Below are 19,044 nucleotides of genomic sequence, written 5' to 3'. Positions count from 1 at the left end.
CTCCCCGCCGCGGAATCCGGAACACACGCCCGGATCCGCGGCCGTGACGACGTGTGCGAACTGGAGTCTCTTACATGCCCGCAATCGTGTTGATCGGCGCCCAGTGGGGCGACGAGGGCAAGGGCAAGGCGACCGATCTGCTGGGTGGCGAGTTCGGCTGGGTCGTCCGCTACCAGGGCGGCAACAACGCCGGCCACACCGTCGTCACGCCGGACGGCCGCGACTTCGCGCTCAAGCTCATCCCCTCCGGGATCCTCTCGCCGGGCGTGCAGAACGTGATCGGCAACGGCGTCGTGGTGAACCCCGAGGCGCTGATCGAGGAGAAGGCCGGGCTGGAGAAGCGCGGCGTCGACACCTCCGGCCTGCTGATCTCGGCGGACGCGCACCTGATCATGCCGTACCACGTGGCGATCGACCGGGTCACCGAGCGCTACCTGGGCAAGGCCAAGATCGGCACCACCGGTCGCGGTATCGGCCCGGCCTACCAGGACAAGGTGGCCCGGGTCGGCGTCCGGGCCGCCGACCTGCTCGACGAGAAGATCCTGCACCAGAAGGTGGAGGCGGCCCTCGAGCTGAAGAACCAGATCCTGGTCAAGGTCTACAACCGGCGCGCGCTGGACTTCTCCGAGGTCGTCGACACCGTCCTGGAGCAGTCCAAGGAGTTCGCGGACAAGATCGTCGACACCCGGCTGCTACTCAACCAGGCCCTGGAGCGCGGCGAGACGCTGCTGCTGGAGGGCTCGCAGGGCACGCTGCTCGACGTCGACCACGGCACCTACCCGTTCGTCACGTCATCGAACCCGACCGCGGGCGGCGCCTCGGTCGGGTCCGGCATCGGCCCGAACAAGATCGACCGGGTGATCGGGATCCTGAAGGCCTACACCACGCGTGTGGGGTCCGGCCCGTTCCCGACCGAGCTGCACGACGAGATGGGCGAGCGGCTGCGCAAGACCGGCGGCGAGGTCGGGGTGAACACCGGCCGGGCCCGGCGCTGCGGCTGGTTCGACGCCGTCATCGGCCGGTTCGCGGCGCGGGTCAACGGCATCACGGACTTCTTCCTGACCAAGCTGGACGTGCTGTCCGGCCTGGAGACGGTGCCGATCTGCGTCGGCTACGAGGTCGACGGTCACCGGATCGACGAGATGCCGATGACCCAGACCGGCTTCCACCACGCCGTCCCGGTCTACGAGGAGATGCCGGGCTGGTTCGAGGACCTGTCCGCCGCCCGGACCTGGGAGGACCTGCCGGCGGCCGCCCGCGCCTACGTCGAGCGGATCGAGGAGCTCACCGGCGCGCCGGTGTCCGCGATCGGCGTCGGCCCCGGCCGGGACCAGACGATCACGCGCTGACGCGCCCGTGAGTGGTTATCGCGGTCCTGACCGCGGTAACCACTCACGGGCCACAGGCGTCAGGAGGCGCACCGCCCGGTGTCCACCTCCTGCGCACCGCCGTCGACGGCGGCGTTCAGCGCCGGCGCCACCTGCTCGGCGGTCAGCACGAAACCGGTCTCCGAGTCGTCCAGGGCCGCGCCGAACACCACGCCGACCACCCGGCCGTCCGGGGTGATCATCGGGCCGCCGGAGTTCCCGGAACGGACCACCGCGCGCACCGTGTAGACGTCGCGGACCACGCTGCCCTGCTCGTAGATGTCCGGGCCGCGCAACCGGATCCGCTCGCGCACCTTGCCGGGCGTGATCGTGTACGGGCCGTCCAGCGGGTAGCCGAGGATGATCGTGTCGTCGCCCACCCGGGCCGGGTCCGGGCTGAACTGCAGCGGCTCCTCCTCGAGCTCCGGGACGTCCAGCACGGCCACGTCGACCTCGGGGTCGTAGAAGATCACAGTGGCGTCCAGGTTGCGGGTGCGGCCGCTGGCCGTGGTGACCTCCACGGCGGTGCTGGAGGTCCCCGCGACGACGTGCGCGTTGGTCATCACCCGCTGCGGGGCGACCACGAACCCGGTGCCTTCCAGGGCGCGGCGGCAGGAGGTCGCCCGCCCGCGCACCTTCAGCACCCGGTCCTGCACCTCGGAGACCACCGGCGACCGCGCGAGTTCCGAGTCCGGTGGCCCGACGGCGGCGACCGGCGTCCGGGAGAACGGGCTGACGACGTCCGGGAAGCCCGAGTCGTCGAGGATCTGGCGCAGCTCGGCCGGCAGCTGGCGGGCGACGTCGGGCATCACGCCGTCCACCCCGGCCAGCACCCGCGAGTCGCGCAGCCCGCTGGTGAGCCCGGCCAGGTTGGTCGAGGCCAGCGGCAGGGCGATCAGCCAGGCGGCGACCACCACCGCGACCGCCTGCACGCAGGCACCCAGCGCGGAGTCGACCTTGAGCGTGCCCTCCCGGCGGATCCGGTCCCGGATGAACCGGCCCAGGTAGACGCCGGTGGCCTCGCCGAGGGCGACCAGCAGCACCACCGCGCCGATCCCGAGCAGCACCTTGGCCTGCTGCGACTCGACCTGCGCGGCCAGCAGCGGGGCCAGCCGCAGCCCGAGCACCGCCCCGGTCAGCACCCCGACGAACGACAGCAGGGCCACCGCGACCCCGTGCCGCCAGCCGGACGCCGCCGCGAGCAGCGCCAGGATCACGACGACGACGTCCACCCAGCTCAGGCCCACCGGCGCTCCCGGTCCCGTCCGGAGTGGTGTGCGGGGTCGGTCACGCGCTCTCCTCGCCGTCGGTCCGGGCCCGTCTCGCCGCCGGGCCGATCGTCGTCGGTCCCGTCGTCGGCCGCCTCGTCGCCGTGCTCGGCCCGCGCCCGGGACCAGGCGCCGTCGAGGTCCTCGATCCGGTTCGCGTCCCATGGACGTTCCCAGCCGGACTGCTGCAGCAGGGCGGACAATAGGCTCCCGGTGAAGCCCCAGATCACCATCCCCGACGTCCGGAACGCCGGGCCGGCGTGTCCCCGGGGACCACGCACGGTGAACCGGTTGGCCGGATCGGTCAGCACCGGGACCGGCACCCGCAGCACCCGGGCGGTCTCGGCCGGGTCCACGACCCGGACCGGGACCGGGTTCGCCCAGTGCGCGAGCACCGGCGTCACCAGGAACCCGGTCGGCGGGATGAACAGCTCGGGCAGCACCGTCAGCGGCACGACCCCGGCCGGGTCCAGGCCGGTCTCCTCCTCGGCCTCGCGCACCGCGGCGTGCACCGGCCCGGAGTCGCCGGGGTCCAGCCGGCCGCCGGGGAAGGCGACCTGGCCGGCGTGCGTCCGCATGGTCGAGGCGCGCTCGGTGAGCAGCACGTCCGGCGGCCCGCCGTCGTCGGCGAAGAGCATCAGCACCGCGGCCCGCCGGACGCCGGCCGGTTGCCCGTCCGGGCCGCCCGGGGGCTTCTCCCGGCGCGCGCCGAACCAGGACAGGTCGAGTGCGGCCGCGCCGTCCACCAGCGGCTGCAGCGAGCTCGGGACGGGGCCGCTCACGTCAACCGCTCCACCGCGGCCGCGACCTCGTCGGCGCTGCGGAACGGGACCGGCGGGGCGACCATCGCGGCGGACCCGTCGGCGCGGACGACGTAGCTGGAGGGCAGCACCGGCGGGACCGCCAGCGCCGCGCGCAGGGTGCCGCGCGGGTCGGTGACCGCCGGCAGCGCCACCCCCAGCTCGGCGAGCAGGTCCAGCGCGGCGACCGGGTCGTCCTGGACGTCGACGGTGAGCACCGGCAGCGCGCCGGGCCGGGCCGCGTACTCCGCCAGCGCGGGCAGCTCGGCGCGGCACGGCACGCACCAGGACGCCCAGACGTTGATCAGCGCGGGCCGGCCGGCCAGCGAGGCGCCGAGGTCGACCGTGCCGTCCGCGCCGAGGCAGGACACGTCGATCCCGGCGAGCGGGCCGGCCGGGGCGGCGCCGGTCGGGGCCGGGCACGGCGGCAGCGCGGCGGCATCGCGGGCGGCGGCCAGCGCGGCGGGGTCGGCGGCGGCCGGGTCGCCGTCCGGGCCCCCGGCGGGGGCCGCGGTGCCGGCGGGGTCGGTGCCCGCGGGCTCCGGGGCGGACGGCCACAGCGCCCAGACGGCGAACGCGACGAGCACGGCGACCACGGCCGTCGAGACGAGCTCGGAACGGCGGGCGCCGGTCCGGCTCACCGGCCCGCCTCGTCGGTGACGATGCCGGCGAGCGCCAGCAGGTGCTCCCGCTCAGGGCCCTTGACCAGCGCCGACGCCGCGCCGGGGTCGGTCGGGCCGAGCCCGTAGGCGGGGCAGTCCGAGGCCAGCGTGCAGGCACCGCATGCGGGTTTGCGGGCGTGGCAGACGCGCCGCCCGTGGAAGATCACGTGGTGCGAGACGATCGTCCAGTCCCGGCGCGGGACGAGCTCGCCGACCGTCTGCTCGACCTTGACCGGGTCCTCCTCTGCGGTCCAGCCCCAGCGGCGCACCAGCCGCCCGAAGTGCGTGTCCACGGTGATGCCGGGGACGTCGAAGGCGTTGCCCAGGATGACGTTGGCGGTCTTGCGCCCGATCCCGGGCAGCTTCACCAGGTCGTCGAGGGTGGCCGGCAGCTCCCCGCCGTGCCGTTCCACGACGGCGGCGCCCAGCCCGATCAGCGAGTTCGTCTTGTTCCGGTAGAAGCCGGTGGGGCGGATCAGGGCCTCGAGCTCGGTCCGGTCGGCGCCGGCGTAGTCCGCGGCCGTGGGGTGGCGGGCGAACAGTGCCGGGGTCACCTGGTTGACCCGCTCGTCGGTGCACTGGGCGGAGAGGATCGTGGCCACCGCCAGATCCAGCGGTGTCCGGAAGTCGAGCTCGCAGCGCGCGGCCGGGTACGCCTCGGCCAGGGATCGCAGGATCCGGTTCACCCGCCGCGCTCGCCCGATCGGGTTCTCCCCGGCCGCGACCCGTGCGGCGAGACCGGCCGCGGCGCGCGGGGTGGGCCGCCGGACGGAGGTGCTCACGTGACCGAGCGTACGGGTGGGCACCGACAGTCGTGGCACCGTGTCGCGCGCGGGCCCCGGCGACGGCAGCACGCAGCCGCCCGGATCGCTCGCCCGGTCATCGCAACGCCTCGCCGCGCGGGCGTGGCGCCGAACGGCGTTCCCGGTCGGCCGAACGCCGGATCGGCGGCCGGTGAGGTCACGGATGTATCACGGGTCGGGCAATTCGGTTACCCCCCACGGCGTGGCGTGCGAACACGTAGTGGATGATCGGAGGTGCCATGACTGCCTGGTTGAGCGTCCTCGTCCCGCTGCTCGTGATGTTCTTCGCGCTCGGCATGGAGCGCGTCGAGTCCCGGTTGCGGGAATCCACCGTGCGGCAGGACGAGCTGGACGAGATGCTCGAGCAGCCCCGGCCGGACGAGGTCCGTGCCCTGTTCCGGTCCGGGACCACCCGGGCACTGGAGCTCTTCCGGCTGCGCAACCGCCGTCGTCGGGGGGCCCGGCGGAGCCAGGTGCCATCGGCCTGACAGGATCCAATACGGGGACGCCGTGAGGTTGTCGCGGCGCGTCCGGGTAGAGGTGTGACCCGATCGGCGTAGGGTCCGATCGGGTCAGTGGTGCGCACGTGTGTGGCCTGGACCTCTACACTGGCGCGCCGACGACCCGCCGTGACCGAAGCGGCCGGTGAGCGAGGAGCATTTCAGTGGACGAGGTTCTGATCCGGGCGGGGATCTTCCAGGGCGTGGAGCCCCAGGCGGCCGAGGCGCTCGCCGAGGCGCTGGAGACCGTCGAGTTCTCCCGTGGGCAGGTCATCTTCTCCGAGGGCGAGCCCGGTGACCGTCTCTACATCGTTGCCGGCGGCAAGGTGAAGCTGGGCCGCAAGTCCCCGGACGGCCGGGAGAACCTGCTGATGGTGGCCGGGCCGTCGGACATGTTCGGCGAGCTCTCCATCTTCGACCCGGGTCCGCGCACGTCGTCGGCGACGGCGGTGACCGAGGTCCGGACCCACACGATGGACCGCACCGCGTTGCGCGAGTGGATCGGCAAGCGGCCCGAGATCGCCGAGCAGCTGCTGCGGGTGCTGGCGCGACGGCTGCGCCGGACCAACAACATGCTGGCCGACCTGATCTTCACCGACGTGCCGGGCCGGGTGGCGAAGTCGCTGCTGCAGCTCGCTCGCCAGTTCGGCTCCCAGGAGTCCGGGCTGCTGCGGGTGACCCACGACCTCACCCAGGAGGAGATCGCCCAGCTGGTCGGTGCCTCCCGGGAGACCGTGAACAAGGCGCTGGCCGACTTCGCGCACCGCGGCTGGCTGCGGCTCGAGGGCAAGAGCGTGCTGATCCTGGAGCCGGAGCGGCTCGCCCGCCGGGCCCGCTGAGCAATTCTCTGGTACGCCCGTACCAGACTGTGTGATGCTGGCGGCGTGCCCGCATCTCTGATCGACTACCGGGCTGCCCTGAGCAGCCCCGGGGCGGCCGGACCGGTCTGCGCGTCCGCGCTCGGCCGGTTGCCGATCGCGATGCAGAGCCTCGCGGTGCTGCTCTACGTCCGCGAGGCCCAGGGTTCCTACGCGGCCGCCGGTGCCGTCTCGGCGTCGCTGCTGGTCGGGGTGGCGGCCGGGATGGTGGTCCAGGGACGGCTGCTGGACCGGCTCGGGCCGACCCGGCCGCTGCTGCTGCTGGTCGCGGCCTATCTGGTGCTGGTCACGGGGCTGGTGGTGGCGATCGAGGCCGCCGTCGCGCTGCCGGTGGTCCTGGCCGTCGCCCTGCTCGCCGGCCTGACCACGCCGGCGATCGAGGGGTCGTCGCGGGCGCTGTGGTCGGATCTGGTGCCGGCCGGGCCGCGCCGGGAGGCCGCCTACACCTACGAGGCGATCAGCCTCGAGACGTTCTTCATCCTCGGGCCGGCGCTGGCCGCCGTCCTGGTCCTGATGACGCCGTGGCCGGGGACCGCGCTGGTCGTCGCCGCGGCGGCGGAGATCGTCGGCACCGCGTGGTTCGCGCTGACCCGGGCAGTCCGGCGGCGCTCGGCCCGGATCCGGGCCGCCCGGTCCTCGGGGGTCCGGACCGGTGACGGCGGCCTGCTCGGCGTGATCCGGCGTCCGGGCCTGCAGACCGTCGCGCTCGCGTCGCTCGGCTTCGGGCTGGTCGTGGGCACCGCGGAGGTCGGGGTGCTGGCCGCGGCGGCGTTCGCCGGGGCGCCGGCGGCCGGCGGAGTCCTGCTCTCGGGGTGGTCGGTGGTCTCGGTACTGGCCGGCGTGTTGTACGGGCTGCGGCCCTGGCCGCGGTCGCTGCACCTGCGGTTCCCGGCGCTGCTCGGCGGCTTCGCCCTGCTCGTGACGACGATGGGCCTGGTCTCGCCGATCGGCTCGCTGGCGCTGCTGGCCGTGGTGATGATGCTCGCCGGCGCGCTGATCACCCCCCAGGTGACCGCGCATTCGCTGGGCGTCGAGCAGACCGCACCCACGGACTCGGCCACCGAGGCGTTCAACTGGGTGGTGACGGCCGCGGTCCTCGGCGTCTCGGCGGGTCAGTCGCTGGCCGGGGTGTCGGTGGAGCTGCTCGGGCCGGCCGGCTACGCCGTCGGCGGGGCGCTCGGGACCGTGGTCGCGGGCCTGCTGTGGCTGCGCCGGCACGGCGTCGCCCGGGCCACCACGCCCGTGCCGGCCGGAGCGCGGACGTGAGCCGTCGCCCCGCCGGGGGCCTCGGGCCGCTCCGGGACGTCGTGGCGGGGGACATGGCCGGTGCGGACGTCGCGCACGACCTCGGGCACCTGGACCGGGTGGCGGGGCTGGCCGCGCGGATCGCCTCCCGGGAGGGGCACGACGGGTTCGTCACCGCCGTCGCCGCCTACGTGCACGACCACCACCGCGCTGCCGAGGCCCGCCTGGGGCGGTCCGTGGCGCCCGCCGAATGCCGGGAGGCGGCCCGGGACGCGTTGCGCCGCTCCGGGATCGACGAGGGGCTCCACGGGCCGGTGCTCGACGCCGTCGAGGCGACCGGTCGCTACTCGTTCTCCGCCGGGGAGGCGCCCGCGCCGCCGTCGGAGCAGGCCGCCGCGATCGCCGCCTTCCTGCACGACGCCGACATGCTCGATGCCATGGGTGCCACCGGGATCGCCCGTGCGTTCGCCTACGGCGGTGCGATCGGCGAGCCGTTGTGGGACCCGGCGGCCGCGGTGCGTGCCGACGGGTACCGGTCCGGGCCGACCGGGTCGGTCGTCGCACACTTCCACGAGAAGCTGCTGCGGCTGCGCGGCGAGCTGCGCACCGACGCCGGCCGCACGATGGGCGAGCGCCGGCACGCGGTGCTGGAGGAGTTCCTGCGCCGCTTCCGCGACGAGTGGATCGAGTCGCACGACGACGACGCCACCGCACCGCCGGCGCCCTGAGCCGGCCGGGCGGCGGCTCAGCCCCGCAGGTGATCCAGCTGTGCCTTCACCGACAGCTCGGCGGCGTCCCAGAGCGAGGTGTCGACGTCGGCGTAGACCACCTCGACGACCTGCCGCGGCGTCGCGTCCGGGCCCAGCTGCTCCACCGCGGCGCGGACCTGCTCCAGGCGCTCCCGGCGGTGCTCGAGGTAGGCGTTCGCGATCTCCCGGGCGTCCGGCAGCTCGGGGCCGTGCCCGGGCAGCACCGGCGTCCCGGACGGCAGCTCCGCGATCCGGCGCAGCGAGTCCAGGTACGGGCCCAGCGCGCCGTCCGGGTGCGCGATGACGGTCGTCCCCCGGCCCAGGACGGTGTCCCCGGCCAGCAGCGCCCGGCCGTTCGACCCGGGGCCGTCCAGCAGCAGCGACACCGAGTCCGAGGTGTGCCCTGGCGTCGTCAGGACGGTCAGCTCGACCCCGGCGCCGACGATCACGGCTCCGTCGGTCAGCGGATCGGTGCCGGCGGTCAGCGACGGGTCCGCGGCGTGCACCGGCGCCCCGGTCAGCTCGACGAACCGGCCGATGCCGCCGGCGTGGTCGGGGTGACGGTGGGTCAGCACGATCGCCGAGACCGGCGGGCCGTCGGCGAGGCGCTCCAGGTGGACGCCGTCGTCCTCGCCGGGGTCGACGACGATCCGCTCCCCCGAGTCCGGCACCGACACCACCCAGGTGTTGGTGCCGTCCAGGGTCATCCGGCCGGGATTGTCCTGCAGCAGCACCGACGCCAGCGGGTGCACCGCGCGCAGGCTGCCGTAGAGCGGGTGACTCATGCCCTGGTCTCCTCGTGCCGCCAGTCGGGGACGCCGGGGAGGGTGATCGTCGCGACCCGGCCCTCCCGGCGCACCTCCGGGGTGATCGGGTCGATGTCCCGGCGGGCGGCGGCGTCGAGCACCGCCGCGGCCGTGTCGTGCCGCCCGAGCTCCTGCAGGGTGCGCCGGGTCGGTGCCATCAGCTCGAGGTCGCCGGCGTCGAAACCGGCCAGCGCTTCCGCCGGGGTCCACCAGCGGGCCTCGACGGCCTCGGTGGTGGCGTCGTCGGCGATCTGGCCGTCGGGCACCCGGGCGACCAGGAACGCGGTGTCGTAGCGGCGCGGGTTCGCCGGCGGCGTGATCCACCGGGCCCACGGGAGCAGCAGGTCCGCGCGCAGCTCCAGGTCCTGTTCGGCGAGCAGGCCCGGCAGGGTCGCCCGGCGTCCGACGAGCTCGGCGCGCAGCGCGGTGGCGGCGTCCAGCGCACCGGGCTCGGCGCCGGGACGGGACGCCAGCAGCACCCCGCACTCCTCGAAGGTCTCCCGCACCGCGGCCGTCACCAGTGCGGCGGCGAGGTCGACCGGCTGGGCGAGCCGCTCGCCGAACCAGCCGGGCTGCGGGCCGCGCCAGCGCGCCGGGTCCGGGATGTCGTCGCCGGACACCCCGCCGCCGGGGAACACCGTCATCCCGCCGGCGAACGCCATGCCGGTCACCCGACGCTGCAGGAACACCTGCAGGCCGGCGCGGTCCGGATCGTCGCGGACCAGGAGCACGGTCGCCGCCGGGCTGGGCTCGACCGGCTGCGCCGACGGAGGAGCGTTCATGGGCGCCGACCCTAAGCCATCCCGGGCACGCCCCGATGGTGAGAATGCCCGCATGAGGATCGGTCTGGCCGGTGCCGGCCCCTGGGCCCGCACGGTGCACGCCCCGGCGATCGCGGCCCACCCGCGCTGGAGCGCCGGCGGGGTGTGGGCCCGCCGGCCGGAGGCCGCCGCCGAGGTCGCTGCGGTGTCCGGTGGCCCGGTGCACGAGGAGTTCGACGACCTGCTCGCCGCCTGCGACGCCGTCGCCCTCGCCGTCCCGCCGCAGGTCCAGGGCGAGCTGGCGCCCCGGGTCGCGGCCGCCGGGAAGCACCTGGTGCTGGAGAAGCCGCTGGCCGCGGACCTGGCCTCGGCGCAGCGGGTCGCGGACGCGATCACCACGGCAGGGGTGTGCTCGGCGACCGTGCTGACCCTGCGGTTCGACCCGGCGATCGCGGCCTGGCTGGACGCGGTGCCGCCCGGCCCGCACGGGCCGGACACGACCGCCACCGCGCGCTGGCTGTCCGGGGCGCTGCTCGGCGGGCCGTTCGCGACCTCGGCGTGGCGGGCCGAGCACGGCGCCCTGCTCGACGTCGGCCCGCACGTGATCGACCTGCTGGACGCCGCGCTGGGCCCGGTCGTCGGCGTCGACCAGGCCCGCCGGGACGAGCCGGACCTGTGGCGGATCGGGCTGGCGCACGCGGGCGGGGCGCGCAGCTCGCTGGCGCTGTCGCTGCGGATCCCGGTCGACCCGACCGAGTTCGAGGTGGCGATCGTCGGTGTGGCCGGGCGGCACCGGATCGACGTCCGACCGGCCGACGCCGTCGCCTGTTACGGCCGGTTGCTCGACGACCTGGCCGCCGCGGTCGACGCCGGGGACCTGCACTCGCCGGTCGACGCATCGCGCGCGCTGCACCTGCAACGGGTCGTCGAGCAGGTCCGGACGGCGGCCCTTCCCACTCCCAAGCTATAGCGGATGGCGGGTCTTGCGGCAAGGCCCCGGTCGTGCCGCACCATCTCCCTTCCGGCGCCGGGACCTGCGGGGACGTCCTGGTTCCGGCACCTTCGTCGTGAACGGGAGAACCTGTGGTGGATGCCGGTAGCGGCGTGGCGACGACCGCCTCGTTCCCTCCGTTCGTGCTGGATCTCGAGGAGATCGACCGGAGCCGGATCGCCGACGTCGGTGGCAAGGGCACGCACCTGGGGGAGCTCTCGCGGATCGCGGGCGTCGCCGTGCCGGCCGGCTTCTGCGTGACGACCGGCGCGTTCCGCCGGGCCATGGCGGGGGTGCCGTCGTTCGAGGACCGCCTCGATCGGCTGTCGGGCCTTGGCCCGGACGACCGGGACGCGATCGGTGCGATCAGTGCGGAGATCCGCGACGCCGTGGGTGGGCACCCCGTCCCCGACGATCTGGCGGCGGCGATCACCCGGTCACTGGCGCGTGCGGGCGAGCACGCGGCGTACGCCGTGCGATCCAGCGCGACGGCCGAGGACCTGCCGACGGCCTCGTTCGCAGGCCAGCAGGACACGTACCTGAACGTCGTAGGTCCTGCGGCGGTCCTCGAGCGCGTCCGGTCGTGCTGGGAATCGCTGTTCAGCGAACGGGCGGTGACCTACCGGATGCGCCACGGCGTCGACCACCGCACGGTCCACATGGCCGTGGTCGTGCAGCGGATGGTGACGCCGGACGCGTCGGGTGTCCTGTTCACGGCCGACCCCGTGACGTCGAACCGGACCGTCACGAGTGTGGAAGCCGTGCTCGGCCTCGGTGAGGCGCTGGTCTCCGGCCTGGTGGACGCGGACCGCTACACGGTGCGCGACGGTGCCGTGGTCGACCGGGCGGTCGCGGTCAAGGAGCGGGCCGTGGTTGCCGCACCGGGCGGCGGGACGCGCGAGCAGGTCGTCGAGTCCGGGCAGCAGCGGCGGCCGGCGCTGACCGATGCGCAGACGGTGCAGCTCGCGGCCCTGGGACGGCGGATCGAGGCGCACTTCGGCCGTCCCCAGGACATCGAGTGGTGCCTGGCCGGCGACGGATTCCGGATCGTCCAGAGCCGGCCGATCACCACGCTGTTCCCGATCCCGGGGGCCGAGGACGGGGACGGCCGTGTCTACGTCTCGGTCGGCCACCAGCAGATGATGACCGACGCGATGACGCCGCTGGGCCTGTCCGTGTGGCAGATGACCACGCCCCGTCCGATGGCCGAGGCCGGCGGGAGGCTGTTCGTCGACGTCACCGCGATCCTGGCCTCGCCCACCGCCCGCGACGGGTTCCTGGAGACGGCGGGGCGGTCCGACCCGCTGCTCCGGGACGCGCTGCAGACGGTCATCGACCGCGGCGACGTCGTCGGGGCGCCCTCGGGCGAGAGGGCAGGCGGGCCGCCGGCCGGTGGCGCGTCGACCATGATCGACGCCGATCCGGCGCTGGTCGAGGAGCTGATCGACCGTAGCCGGGCATCGCTCGCCGCCGTCGCACGCGACATCCGCACACAGCGCGGACCGGACCTGCTCGACTTCATCGTGGAGGACTTCGGTGAGCTGCGACGGCTGCTGTTCGACCCACGCAGCCACCAGGTGTTCACGACGGCGATGGACGCGGCGTGGTGGCTGGACGAGCACCTGCACGCCTGGCTGGGGGAGCAGAACGCGGCCGACACGCTCACCCGGTCCGTCCCGCACAACGTCACCTCGGAGATGGGGCTGGCGCTCCTGGACGTGGCCGACGTGATCCGCCCGTATCCGGAGGTGGTGGCGTTCCTGCGCGGCGTCACCGACGACGACTTCCTCGACGACCTGCCCGGACTCGCGGGCGGGTGCGCGGCGCGCGACGCGCTGCGCGCCTATCTCGAGCGCTACGGCATGCGCTGTGTCGGGGAGATCGACATCGGCAGGCCGCGGTGGAGCGAGCGCCCCACCGCGTTGATCCCGATGATCCTCGGCAACGTGGAGAACTTCGAAGCCGGCGCCGGCCGGCGGCGTGTCGAAGAGGGCCGCCAGGTCGCGCGGCACAAGGAGCAGGACCTGCTGGAACGCCTGCGCGCCCTGCCCGACGGCGATCGGAAGGCCGACGAGACCAAGGCGATGATCGACCGGCTGCGGACCTTCATCGGGTATCGGGAGTACCCCAAGTTCGGCATGGTCAGCCGCTACCTCGTCTACAAGCGGGCCCTGCTGGGCGAGGCCGAGCGCCTCGTGGCCGACGGCGTGCTGCGCGACCGGGGCGACATCCTCTACCTCCGGTTCGACGAGCTGCGCGAGGTGGTCCGCACCGGGCAGGTCGACGAGACACTCATCCGCGAACGCGCGGAGGCACTCGCCGGGTACCGGACGCTGACACCTCCCCGGGTGCTCACCTCGGACGGCGAGGCCATCGCCGGGGCCTACCGGCGCGACGACCTACCGGCCGGCGCGCTGGTCGGGCTGGCGGTGTCGCGGGGAACCGTCGAGGGGCGCGCCCGCGTCGTCCCGGACATGGCCGGGGCCGATCTCGAACCGGGCGACATCCTCGTCACGGTGTTCACCGACCCCAGCTGGTCGCCGGTGTTCGTCACGATCGAGGCCCTGGTGACCGAGGTGGGCGGCCTGATGACCCACGGCGCCGTGATCGCCCGGGAGTACGGCCTGCCGGCCGTCGTGGGGGTGGAGGGCGCCACCCGGCTGATCCGGGACCGGCAGCGGATCCGCGTGAACGGCACGGACGGGCGCGTCGAGATCCTCCCGTAGAGGTGCCGAGCACCGTCCGCGGCCGGGCAGCGCACCTACTCCGGTCCGGGCCCCGGCTGCCGGGCGGTCCCGTTGCGCGGGGTCGGCTCGCCGCTGCCCTCCCGGGCATCCAGCTCGTCGTGCAACCGCGCCAGGAGCTGCTGTTCGGTCGGGCTGAGCCGTTCGGCGAGCGTGTCCGGTGACGGCTGCGGCGCCTGCACCGGCCGGCCCTCCGGGGCCGGGTCAGCGGTGGTTCCCGGTGCCGGCTCCGCCGTCGGACCGGGGGCGCCCGTACCGTCCTGCGGGTCGGGCCGGGAGTCCGGAGCGGTTCCGGCGTCCTCGGACGTGACGTCCGTGGTGTCCCCGCCGAACAGCAGATGGCGGGGCCGCCGGGAGTCGTCCGCGGCGCCCGGCGGCGGGGCGGGAGCGCGCGCGATCGGCACCCCCGGTGCCGGGGTCGGGGCGTCGGTCCCGGCGCCCTGCGTGTTCGGCAGGCCGGCGTCGCCCCGGCCCGGCTGCCCCGGTTCCCGACGGGCAGTCGACGGGCCGTCGGACGGCGGCTCGGCGAGCACGGCACCGGCCCAGGCGCCGCTCGCCCAGTCCCGGGCCCAGACGTCCTCGTCCCGCCGGGTGGGGACGGCGGGACCGCCGGACGGCGGGGGTGCCGGCGCCGACCCGTTCCGCGGCGCCTCGTGCACGCCGTTCCCGGACGGGGCCTGCGCGCCGTCGGGAGTGCCGCCGAACCAGTCGCCGGCCGTCGCGAGCGGGGCCGAGGCCTCGCGCAGCGCCCGGATCGGCGGCGACGGCCGCGGCGCCGGATGCGCGGGATCCGCACCGTCGGAGGCCGGGTCGGGCGCGGGTGCCGGGGGCGTGGTGGGCCCGTCGTCGAACGGGCCGGCGCCCGGGGCGGGGCCGGTGCCGGCACCGGCGGGCAGATCATCGGTGGCCTGCTGCGGGCCCGCGGCGCCGGTGGGCGCCGGAACGGTCGGAACCCCGGTGGGCGGGGTGTCGGCGGTGTCCGCCGTGGGGTCACGGTCCGGTTCGCCCGGATCGTGGCCGGGTGCGGGCCCGTCCGGTTCCGGAGCGTCCTCCACCCCGGCCGGTGGGGCGGAGTGCGCCGGCGCCGGCCGTGACGCCGGGAACGGGGCCGACGGGGGCGTGCGAGCACCGGCGGCGGCGTCGGCGTCGTTGCCGGGGCCCAGCGACCGCACCGGTATCGAGGCCGCCCAGGCCGCCCGGTGGTAGTCGGTGTGCGGGTCGCGGTCGTCCTGCACCTCCACCGAGGCCACCAGCCCGGCCCGGGTCAGCGCGACCTGGCCCCGGTAGGTGACGACCTCGGCGGACCCGCCGTCGCCGGCCCGGGCCAGCAGCACCGGATGCGGCAGCGCGCCGGGGGCCGCCCCGGCCGGTGTCGTCCGCCAGGCCAGCGCGCCGTCGGCCAGCTCCGGCACCGCCGCGACGGCCGCCGCGATCGCCGGCCCACCCGGGCCGGATCCGGTGAACCGGTGGCCCGGACCGTCGCCGGTGCCGCGGGGCAGGCAGCGGTCGGCGTCCGGCTGGACGCGGCGCGCGGCGGCCTCGGCGACCAGCTCCAGCCGCACGGTGCCGGGCAGCTCGACCCGCCCGGCGACCAGCTCGGCCACCAGCAGCTCCAGCGCGTGCCCTTCCTCGCCTACGGCGACGAGCTCCCGCCCGGCGGCGAGCAGGTCGTCGTCCACCCGGCCGGCCAGCTCGAGCAGCAACCGGTACGCGGGGTCGGACATGGGGCCTCCTTCGCGGGCGGGCCGGGGCGCGGGCACGGCGCCCGGCACTGATCAGGGCGCGGTGCCCGCCAGAGCCGGGGATCCGGTCCAGACCGTGGTCGAGGCGGCCAGCGCGTCCCGGTGGTAGGCGGGCGGCTCGACGTCGCCGGGCAGCACCTCGACCCGGGGGGTGCGCTCACCGTGTACCCGCAGCAGTCGCTGCAGCACGGCGGTCAGCCCGGCCGGTGGGGCCGCGGTGGTGGCCACGCAGCGGACCAGCACCACCTGGGCGCCGTCGCCGCGGGTGGCGACCTGCAGGCCGGTCGCACCCGGGTGACCGGCCACCACCGATCGCGCCGACCAGATGCCCAGGTCCGGTTCGGCGGCACCGAAGGTGATCTCCGGGGTCGTGGAACCGGGCAGCACGGCCGCCACCAGCCGCCGGGACGGTGAGCCGGGCCCGACGACGGCGGCCAGCAGCGCGCGCTCGTCGTCGTCCAGCCCGATCCGGTGGCGGAGCAGGGTGCGCGGCAGGACCGCGCCGACGGCGTCCGCGGACCCGGTGGTGCCGGACGCCAGCCAGTCGCGCAGCCGCCACAGCAGCTCGTCCGGGAACCGGCCGGCCAGCCGCAGCAGCAGCTCGTGTCCGGCCGGGACCGCGGACGTCGCCGCGGTCATCTCAGCTTCCGACCTCGACGACGAGTTCGACCTCGACCGGCACGTCCAGCGGCAGGACGGCCACGCCGACGGCCGACCGGGCGTGCTGCCCCGCCTCGCCGAAGACCTCGCCGAGCAGGTCGGAGGCCCCGTTGATCACGCCCGGCTGACCGGTGAAGTCCGGCGAGGACGCGACGAACCCGACGACCTTCACCACGCCGGCGACCGAGTCCAGGCCGACCAGCCCGTCGACGGCGGCCAGCGCGTTGAGCGTGCAGATCCGGGCCAGGTCGTAGGCGTCCTCGGCGGAGACGTCGGCGCCGACCTTGCCGGTGCGGGCGACCTTGCCGTCCACGAGGGGCACCTGGCCCGCGGTGAACACCAGGTTCCCGGAACGCCGGGCCGGGACGTAGGCGCCGGCCGGTGTCGCGACCGGGGGCAGCGTGAGCCCGAGACGGGACAGGTTCTCGGACGGGCTCACTGCTGCACCGGCCGCTTGAAGTACGCGACGAGCTGCTCGGAGCTGGCGCCGGCCATCACCGTGACCAGCTCCCAGCCCTCCTGCCCGAAGTTGTCCAGGATCTGCTTGGTGTTGTGGATCAGTAGCGGGGCGGTCAGGTATTCCCACTTCACGACCGGGGAGCTCATGGCCGGACTCTAACGTGGAGTACCCGCGACGGGCCGGGCAGCGCGGCGGATGGCCGTCCCACTGCGACGGACGTTGCCGAGTGGAGCTTGCGGAACGAGCATCAGTGCCGAGTGAAGCTTGCGGAACGAGCATCAGTGCCGAGTGGAGCTTGCGGAACGAGCGTCAGAGCTGTGGGCCGCACCTCGTCGGCAGGCTGACATCGGGCACCCTCCGTACGCTGACCGCGTGACGACGACCGTCCGCGCCGACCCCGCGACACGACCCGCCCCCTGGCCCGAGGGGCTGTCCCACGCACGGCTGCACGTGGTGTCGGGCAAGGGCGGCACCGGCAAGACGACGGTCGCCGCGGCGCTCGCACTGGCACTGGCCACCGGCGGGAAGCGGGTGCTGCTGGTCGAGGTGGAGGGTCGTCAGGGCATCGCCCAGGTCTTCGACACCCCGCCGCTGCCCTACGAGGAGCGGAAGATCGCGGTCGCGCCGGGTGGCGGCGAGGTCCGCGCGCTCGCCGTGGACACCGAGGCCGCGTTGCTGGAGTACTTCGAGATGTTCTACCGGCTGGGCGTGGCCGGCCGGACGCTGCGCCGGATGGGCGCGATCGAGTTCGCGACGACGCTGGCCCCCGGCCTGCGCGACGTGCTGCTGACCGGCAAGGCCAAGGAGTGCGTCACCCGGACCGAGGCCGACGGCCGCCCCGCCTACGACGCCGTCGTGCTCGACGCGCCGCCGACCGGCCGGCTGGTGACCTTCCTCGACGTCACGAAGGCGATGGCCGACCTCGCGAAGGTCGGCCCGATCCACGGCCAGGCCGAGGGCGTCAACCAGCTGATCCATTCACCGCTGACCGCGGTGCACCTGGTGACGTTGCTGTCCGACCTGCCCGTCACCGAGACCCTGGACGCGGCCGCCGAGCTCGCCGCCGCGGACATCCCGCTGGGGTCGGTGGTCGTCAACCGGATGCGCGAGCAGTGGCTGCCGGATCGGTCGGTGAGCGCGGCCGCGGGCGGCCGGGTGGACGCCGGGCGGGTCCGCAACGGCCTGCAGAGTGCCGGGATCACGCTCGCCCCCGAGGAGGTCGACGGGCTGGTTGCGGAGACCGTCGAGCACGCCGTCGCCGTCGCCGGGGAGACCGCCGCGCTGGGCCGCCTGGACGCCGAACCCGACCCGCCGCTGCCCCGGCTCACCCTGCCCGCGCTGCTCGGCGGGGTCGACCTCGGCTCGCTCTACGAGCTGGCGGAGTCGATGACCGCGCAGGGAGTGCACCTGGAGGTCCGGCGGTGAGCCCGCGTACCGCTCCCGAGCTCGACGTCGACGCGCTGGTCGCCGACCCGGACACCCGGGTGATCGTGTGCTGCGGTTCCGGCGGGGTCGGCAAGACGACGACGTCCGCCGCGATCGCGCTGCGCGCGGCCGAGCAGGGCCGCGAGGTCGTGGTGCTGACGATCGACCCGGCGCGCCGGCTGGCCCAGGCGCTCGGCCTGGACGAGCTGAGCAACGACCCGGCACCGGTGCCGGGCGTCGGGACGGGGCGGGCCGCGGACGGCACGGCCGGGAAGCTCTCGGCGATGATGCTGGACATGCGCCGCACCTTCGACGAGATGGTGCACGGCCACGCCCCGCCGGAGCGCGCTCAGAAGATCATCGAGAACCCCTTCTACCAGACGATCTCGTCGTCGTTCTCCGGAACGCAGGAGTACATGGCGATGGAGAAGCTGGGCCAGCTGGTCGCCACCGGGACCTGGGACCTCGTCGTCGTCGACACCCCGCCGTCGCGGTCCGCGCTGGACTTCCTGGACGCGCCACAGCGGATGTCCCGGTTCCTCGACGGCCGGATGATCCGGCTGCTCGCCTCGCCGGCCCGGGCCGGTGGCCGGGGCCTGCGCAAGATCGTCGAGGCCGGCTTCGGGCTGTTCGCCAAGGCCGTCGGGTCGATCATCGGCGGGCAGATGCTGCAGGACGCCTCGGCGTTCGTACAGGCCTTCGACACGCTGTTCGGCGGCTTCGCCGAGCGGGCCGAGAAGACCTACGCGCTGCTGCGCTCCCCGGGCACGGCGTTCCTGGTCGTCGCCTCACCGGAGCCGGACGCGCTGCGCGAGGCCGCCTACTTCACCGACCGGCTGTCCTCGGAGGACATGCCGCTGGCCGGGCTGGTGCTGAACCGGACGCACCCGGTGCTGGCGCCGGTCTCCGCGGCCCGTGCCCGGGCCGGTGCCGAGCAGGTCGGCGGGCCCGGCTCGCAGATCGCGGCCGCGGTGCTGCGACTGCACGCCGACCGGGTCGACCTGGCCGAACGCGAGGAGCACCTGCTCACCCGGTTCTCCGCCGCGCACCCGTCGGTGCCGGTGACCCGGGTCCCGGCGGTCGCCGGGGACGTCGCCGACCTGGACGGGCTGCGCACGGTGGGCGACCTGCTGGCCGGGGACACCACACCGGGCTCGGCGGCCACCGGCAGCTGAGGGCCGCC

General features: G+C 75.1%; 19 protein-coding genes. 9 read left to right on the top strand and 10 right to left on the bottom strand.

All coding sequences use genetic code 11. The annotated features are described in order from the left end of the window. Positions 1–74 precede the first annotated feature (74 nt). A complete protein-coding gene (locus ACLFMI_RS05720; protein ID WP_410946664.1) occupies positions 75–1,349 on the top strand; it encodes an adenylosuccinate synthase in 1,275 nt (424 codons plus the stop codon). 59 nt (positions 1,350–1,408) lie between these two features. Here ACLFMI_RS05720 and ACLFMI_RS05715 read toward each other — a convergent pair whose 3' ends face one another. The 4 genes from ACLFMI_RS05715 to nth are packed head-to-tail and all read right to left on the bottom strand — an operon-like array spanning position 1,409 to position 4,879. Beyond that, positions 1,409–2,608 (bottom strand): MarP family serine protease, encoded by a 1,200-nt coding sequence (locus ACLFMI_RS05715; protein ID WP_410946882.1) that lies wholly within the window; start codon positions 2,606–2,608, stop codon positions 1,409–1,411. Next, a complete protein-coding gene (locus ACLFMI_RS05710) occupies positions 2,605–3,417 on the bottom strand; it encodes an NUDIX hydrolase (protein ID WP_410946663.1) in 813 nt (270 codons plus the stop codon). Before ACLFMI_RS05710 ends, ACLFMI_RS05715 begins: the two co-directional genes overlap by 4 nt. Then, entirely contained in the window at positions 3,414–4,076 is a 663-nt protein-coding gene (locus ACLFMI_RS05705; RefSeq protein ID WP_410946662.1) for a TlpA family protein disulfide reductase, read from the bottom strand. Before ACLFMI_RS05705 ends, ACLFMI_RS05710 begins: the two co-directional genes overlap by 4 nt. Continuing rightward, entirely contained in the window at positions 4,073–4,879 is an 807-nt protein-coding gene (gene nth, locus ACLFMI_RS05700) for an endonuclease III (RefSeq protein ID WP_410946661.1), read from the bottom strand. Before nth ends, ACLFMI_RS05705 begins: the two co-directional genes overlap by 4 nt. Positions 4,880–5,139: 260 nt before the next feature. Between nth and ACLFMI_RS05695 the strand changes: the two genes are divergently transcribed. The 4 genes from ACLFMI_RS05695 to ACLFMI_RS05680 all read left to right on the top strand — a co-directional run bounded on the left by ACLFMI_RS05695 (position 5,140) and on the right by ACLFMI_RS05680 (position 8,251). Further along, a complete protein-coding gene (locus ACLFMI_RS05695) occupies positions 5,140–5,388 on the top strand; it encodes a hypothetical protein (RefSeq protein ID WP_410946660.1) in 249 nt (82 codons plus the stop codon). Positions 5,389–5,564: 176 nt separating this feature from the next. Beyond that, positions 5,565–6,239, top strand: coding sequence for a Crp/Fnr family transcriptional regulator (locus tag ACLFMI_RS05690; RefSeq protein WP_410946659.1), 675 nt, complete (start codon positions 5,565–5,567; stop codon positions 6,237–6,239). A gap of 45 nt (positions 6,240–6,284) precedes the next feature. Next, positions 6,285–7,544 (top strand): MFS transporter, encoded by a 1,260-nt coding sequence (locus ACLFMI_RS05685; RefSeq protein WP_410946658.1) that lies wholly within the window; start codon positions 6,285–6,287, stop codon positions 7,542–7,544. Beyond that, entirely contained in the window at positions 7,541–8,251 is a 711-nt protein-coding gene (locus tag ACLFMI_RS05680) for an HD domain-containing protein (protein WP_410946657.1), read from the top strand. The genes ACLFMI_RS05685 and ACLFMI_RS05680 overlap by 4 nt, the downstream gene beginning before the upstream one ends. Positions 8,252–8,268: 17 nt before the next feature. Here the strand turns inward: ACLFMI_RS05680 and ACLFMI_RS05675 are convergent, their stop codons facing one another. Both ACLFMI_RS05675 and ACLFMI_RS05670 read right to left on the bottom strand, forming a co-directional pair. Beyond that, positions 8,269–9,057 carry an MBL fold metallo-hydrolase gene (locus ACLFMI_RS05675; protein WP_410946656.1) on the bottom strand — a complete coding sequence of 263 codons (789 nt, stop codon included), beginning with the start codon at positions 9,055–9,057 and terminating at the stop codon, positions 8,269–8,271. Beyond that, complete coding sequence (locus ACLFMI_RS05670) at positions 9,054–9,860, bottom strand: NUDIX hydrolase (RefSeq protein ID WP_410946655.1); 807 nt, start codon at positions 9,858–9,860, stop codon at positions 9,054–9,056. The genes ACLFMI_RS05675 and ACLFMI_RS05670 overlap by 4 nt, the downstream gene beginning before the upstream one ends. A gap of 52 nt (positions 9,861–9,912) precedes the next feature. Here ACLFMI_RS05670 and ACLFMI_RS05665 point away from each other — a divergent pair, with 52 nt between their 5' ends. Next, positions 9,913–10,809: a Gfo/Idh/MocA family protein gene (locus ACLFMI_RS05665; protein ID WP_410946654.1), complete on the top strand. Its 897-nt coding sequence runs from the start codon at positions 9,913–9,915 to the stop codon at positions 10,807–10,809. A 134-nt stretch (positions 10,810–10,943) separates the two neighbouring features. Then, positions 10,944–13,556: a rifamycin-inactivating phosphotransferase gene (rph, locus tag ACLFMI_RS05660; protein ID WP_410946653.1), complete on the top strand. Its 2,613-nt coding sequence runs from the start codon at positions 10,944–10,946 to the stop codon at positions 13,554–13,556. Between the two features lie 35 nt (positions 13,557–13,591). Here rph and ACLFMI_RS05655 read toward each other — a convergent pair whose 3' ends face one another. From ACLFMI_RS05655 to ACLFMI_RS05640, 4 genes are read right to left on the bottom strand one after another with little or no spacing between them, the layout of a single operon-like run. Further along, on the bottom strand, positions 13,592–15,298 hold the full coding sequence (locus tag ACLFMI_RS05655) for a hypothetical protein (protein ID WP_410946652.1): 1,707 nt from the start codon (positions 15,296–15,298) through the stop codon (positions 13,592–13,594). A gap of 51 nt (positions 15,299–15,349) precedes the next feature. Continuing rightward, entirely contained in the window at positions 15,350–15,955 is a 606-nt protein-coding gene (locus tag ACLFMI_RS05650; protein WP_410946651.1) for a hypothetical protein, read from the bottom strand. Position 15,956: 1 nt separating this feature from the next. Further along, positions 15,957–16,415, bottom strand: coding sequence for a RidA family protein (locus ACLFMI_RS05645; protein WP_410946650.1), 459 nt, complete (start codon positions 16,413–16,415; stop codon positions 15,957–15,959). Then, positions 16,412–16,582 (bottom strand): hypothetical protein, encoded by a 171-nt coding sequence (locus tag ACLFMI_RS05640; protein WP_410946649.1) that lies wholly within the window; start codon positions 16,580–16,582, stop codon positions 16,412–16,414. Before ACLFMI_RS05640 ends, ACLFMI_RS05645 begins: the two co-directional genes overlap by 4 nt. A 226-nt stretch (positions 16,583–16,808) precedes the next feature. Between ACLFMI_RS05640 and ACLFMI_RS05635 the strand changes: the two genes are divergently transcribed. Both ACLFMI_RS05635 and ACLFMI_RS05630 read left to right on the top strand, forming a co-directional pair. Beyond that, a complete protein-coding gene (locus ACLFMI_RS05635; RefSeq protein WP_410946648.1) occupies positions 16,809–17,861 on the top strand; it encodes an ArsA-related P-loop ATPase in 1,053 nt (350 codons plus the stop codon). After that, entirely contained in the window at positions 17,858–19,036 is a 1,179-nt protein-coding gene (locus tag ACLFMI_RS05630) for an ArsA family ATPase (protein WP_410946647.1), read from the top strand. The genes ACLFMI_RS05635 and ACLFMI_RS05630 overlap by 4 nt, the downstream gene beginning before the upstream one ends. Positions 19,037–19,044 lie beyond the last annotated feature (8 nt).

This window comes from Pseudonocardia nantongensis (genome assembly GCF_046546495.1).
Lineage (GTDB): Bacteria > Actinomycetota > Actinomycetes > Mycobacteriales > Pseudonocardiaceae > Pseudonocardia > Pseudonocardia nantongensis.
This window is presented reverse-complemented; position numbering and strand designations above follow the sequence as displayed.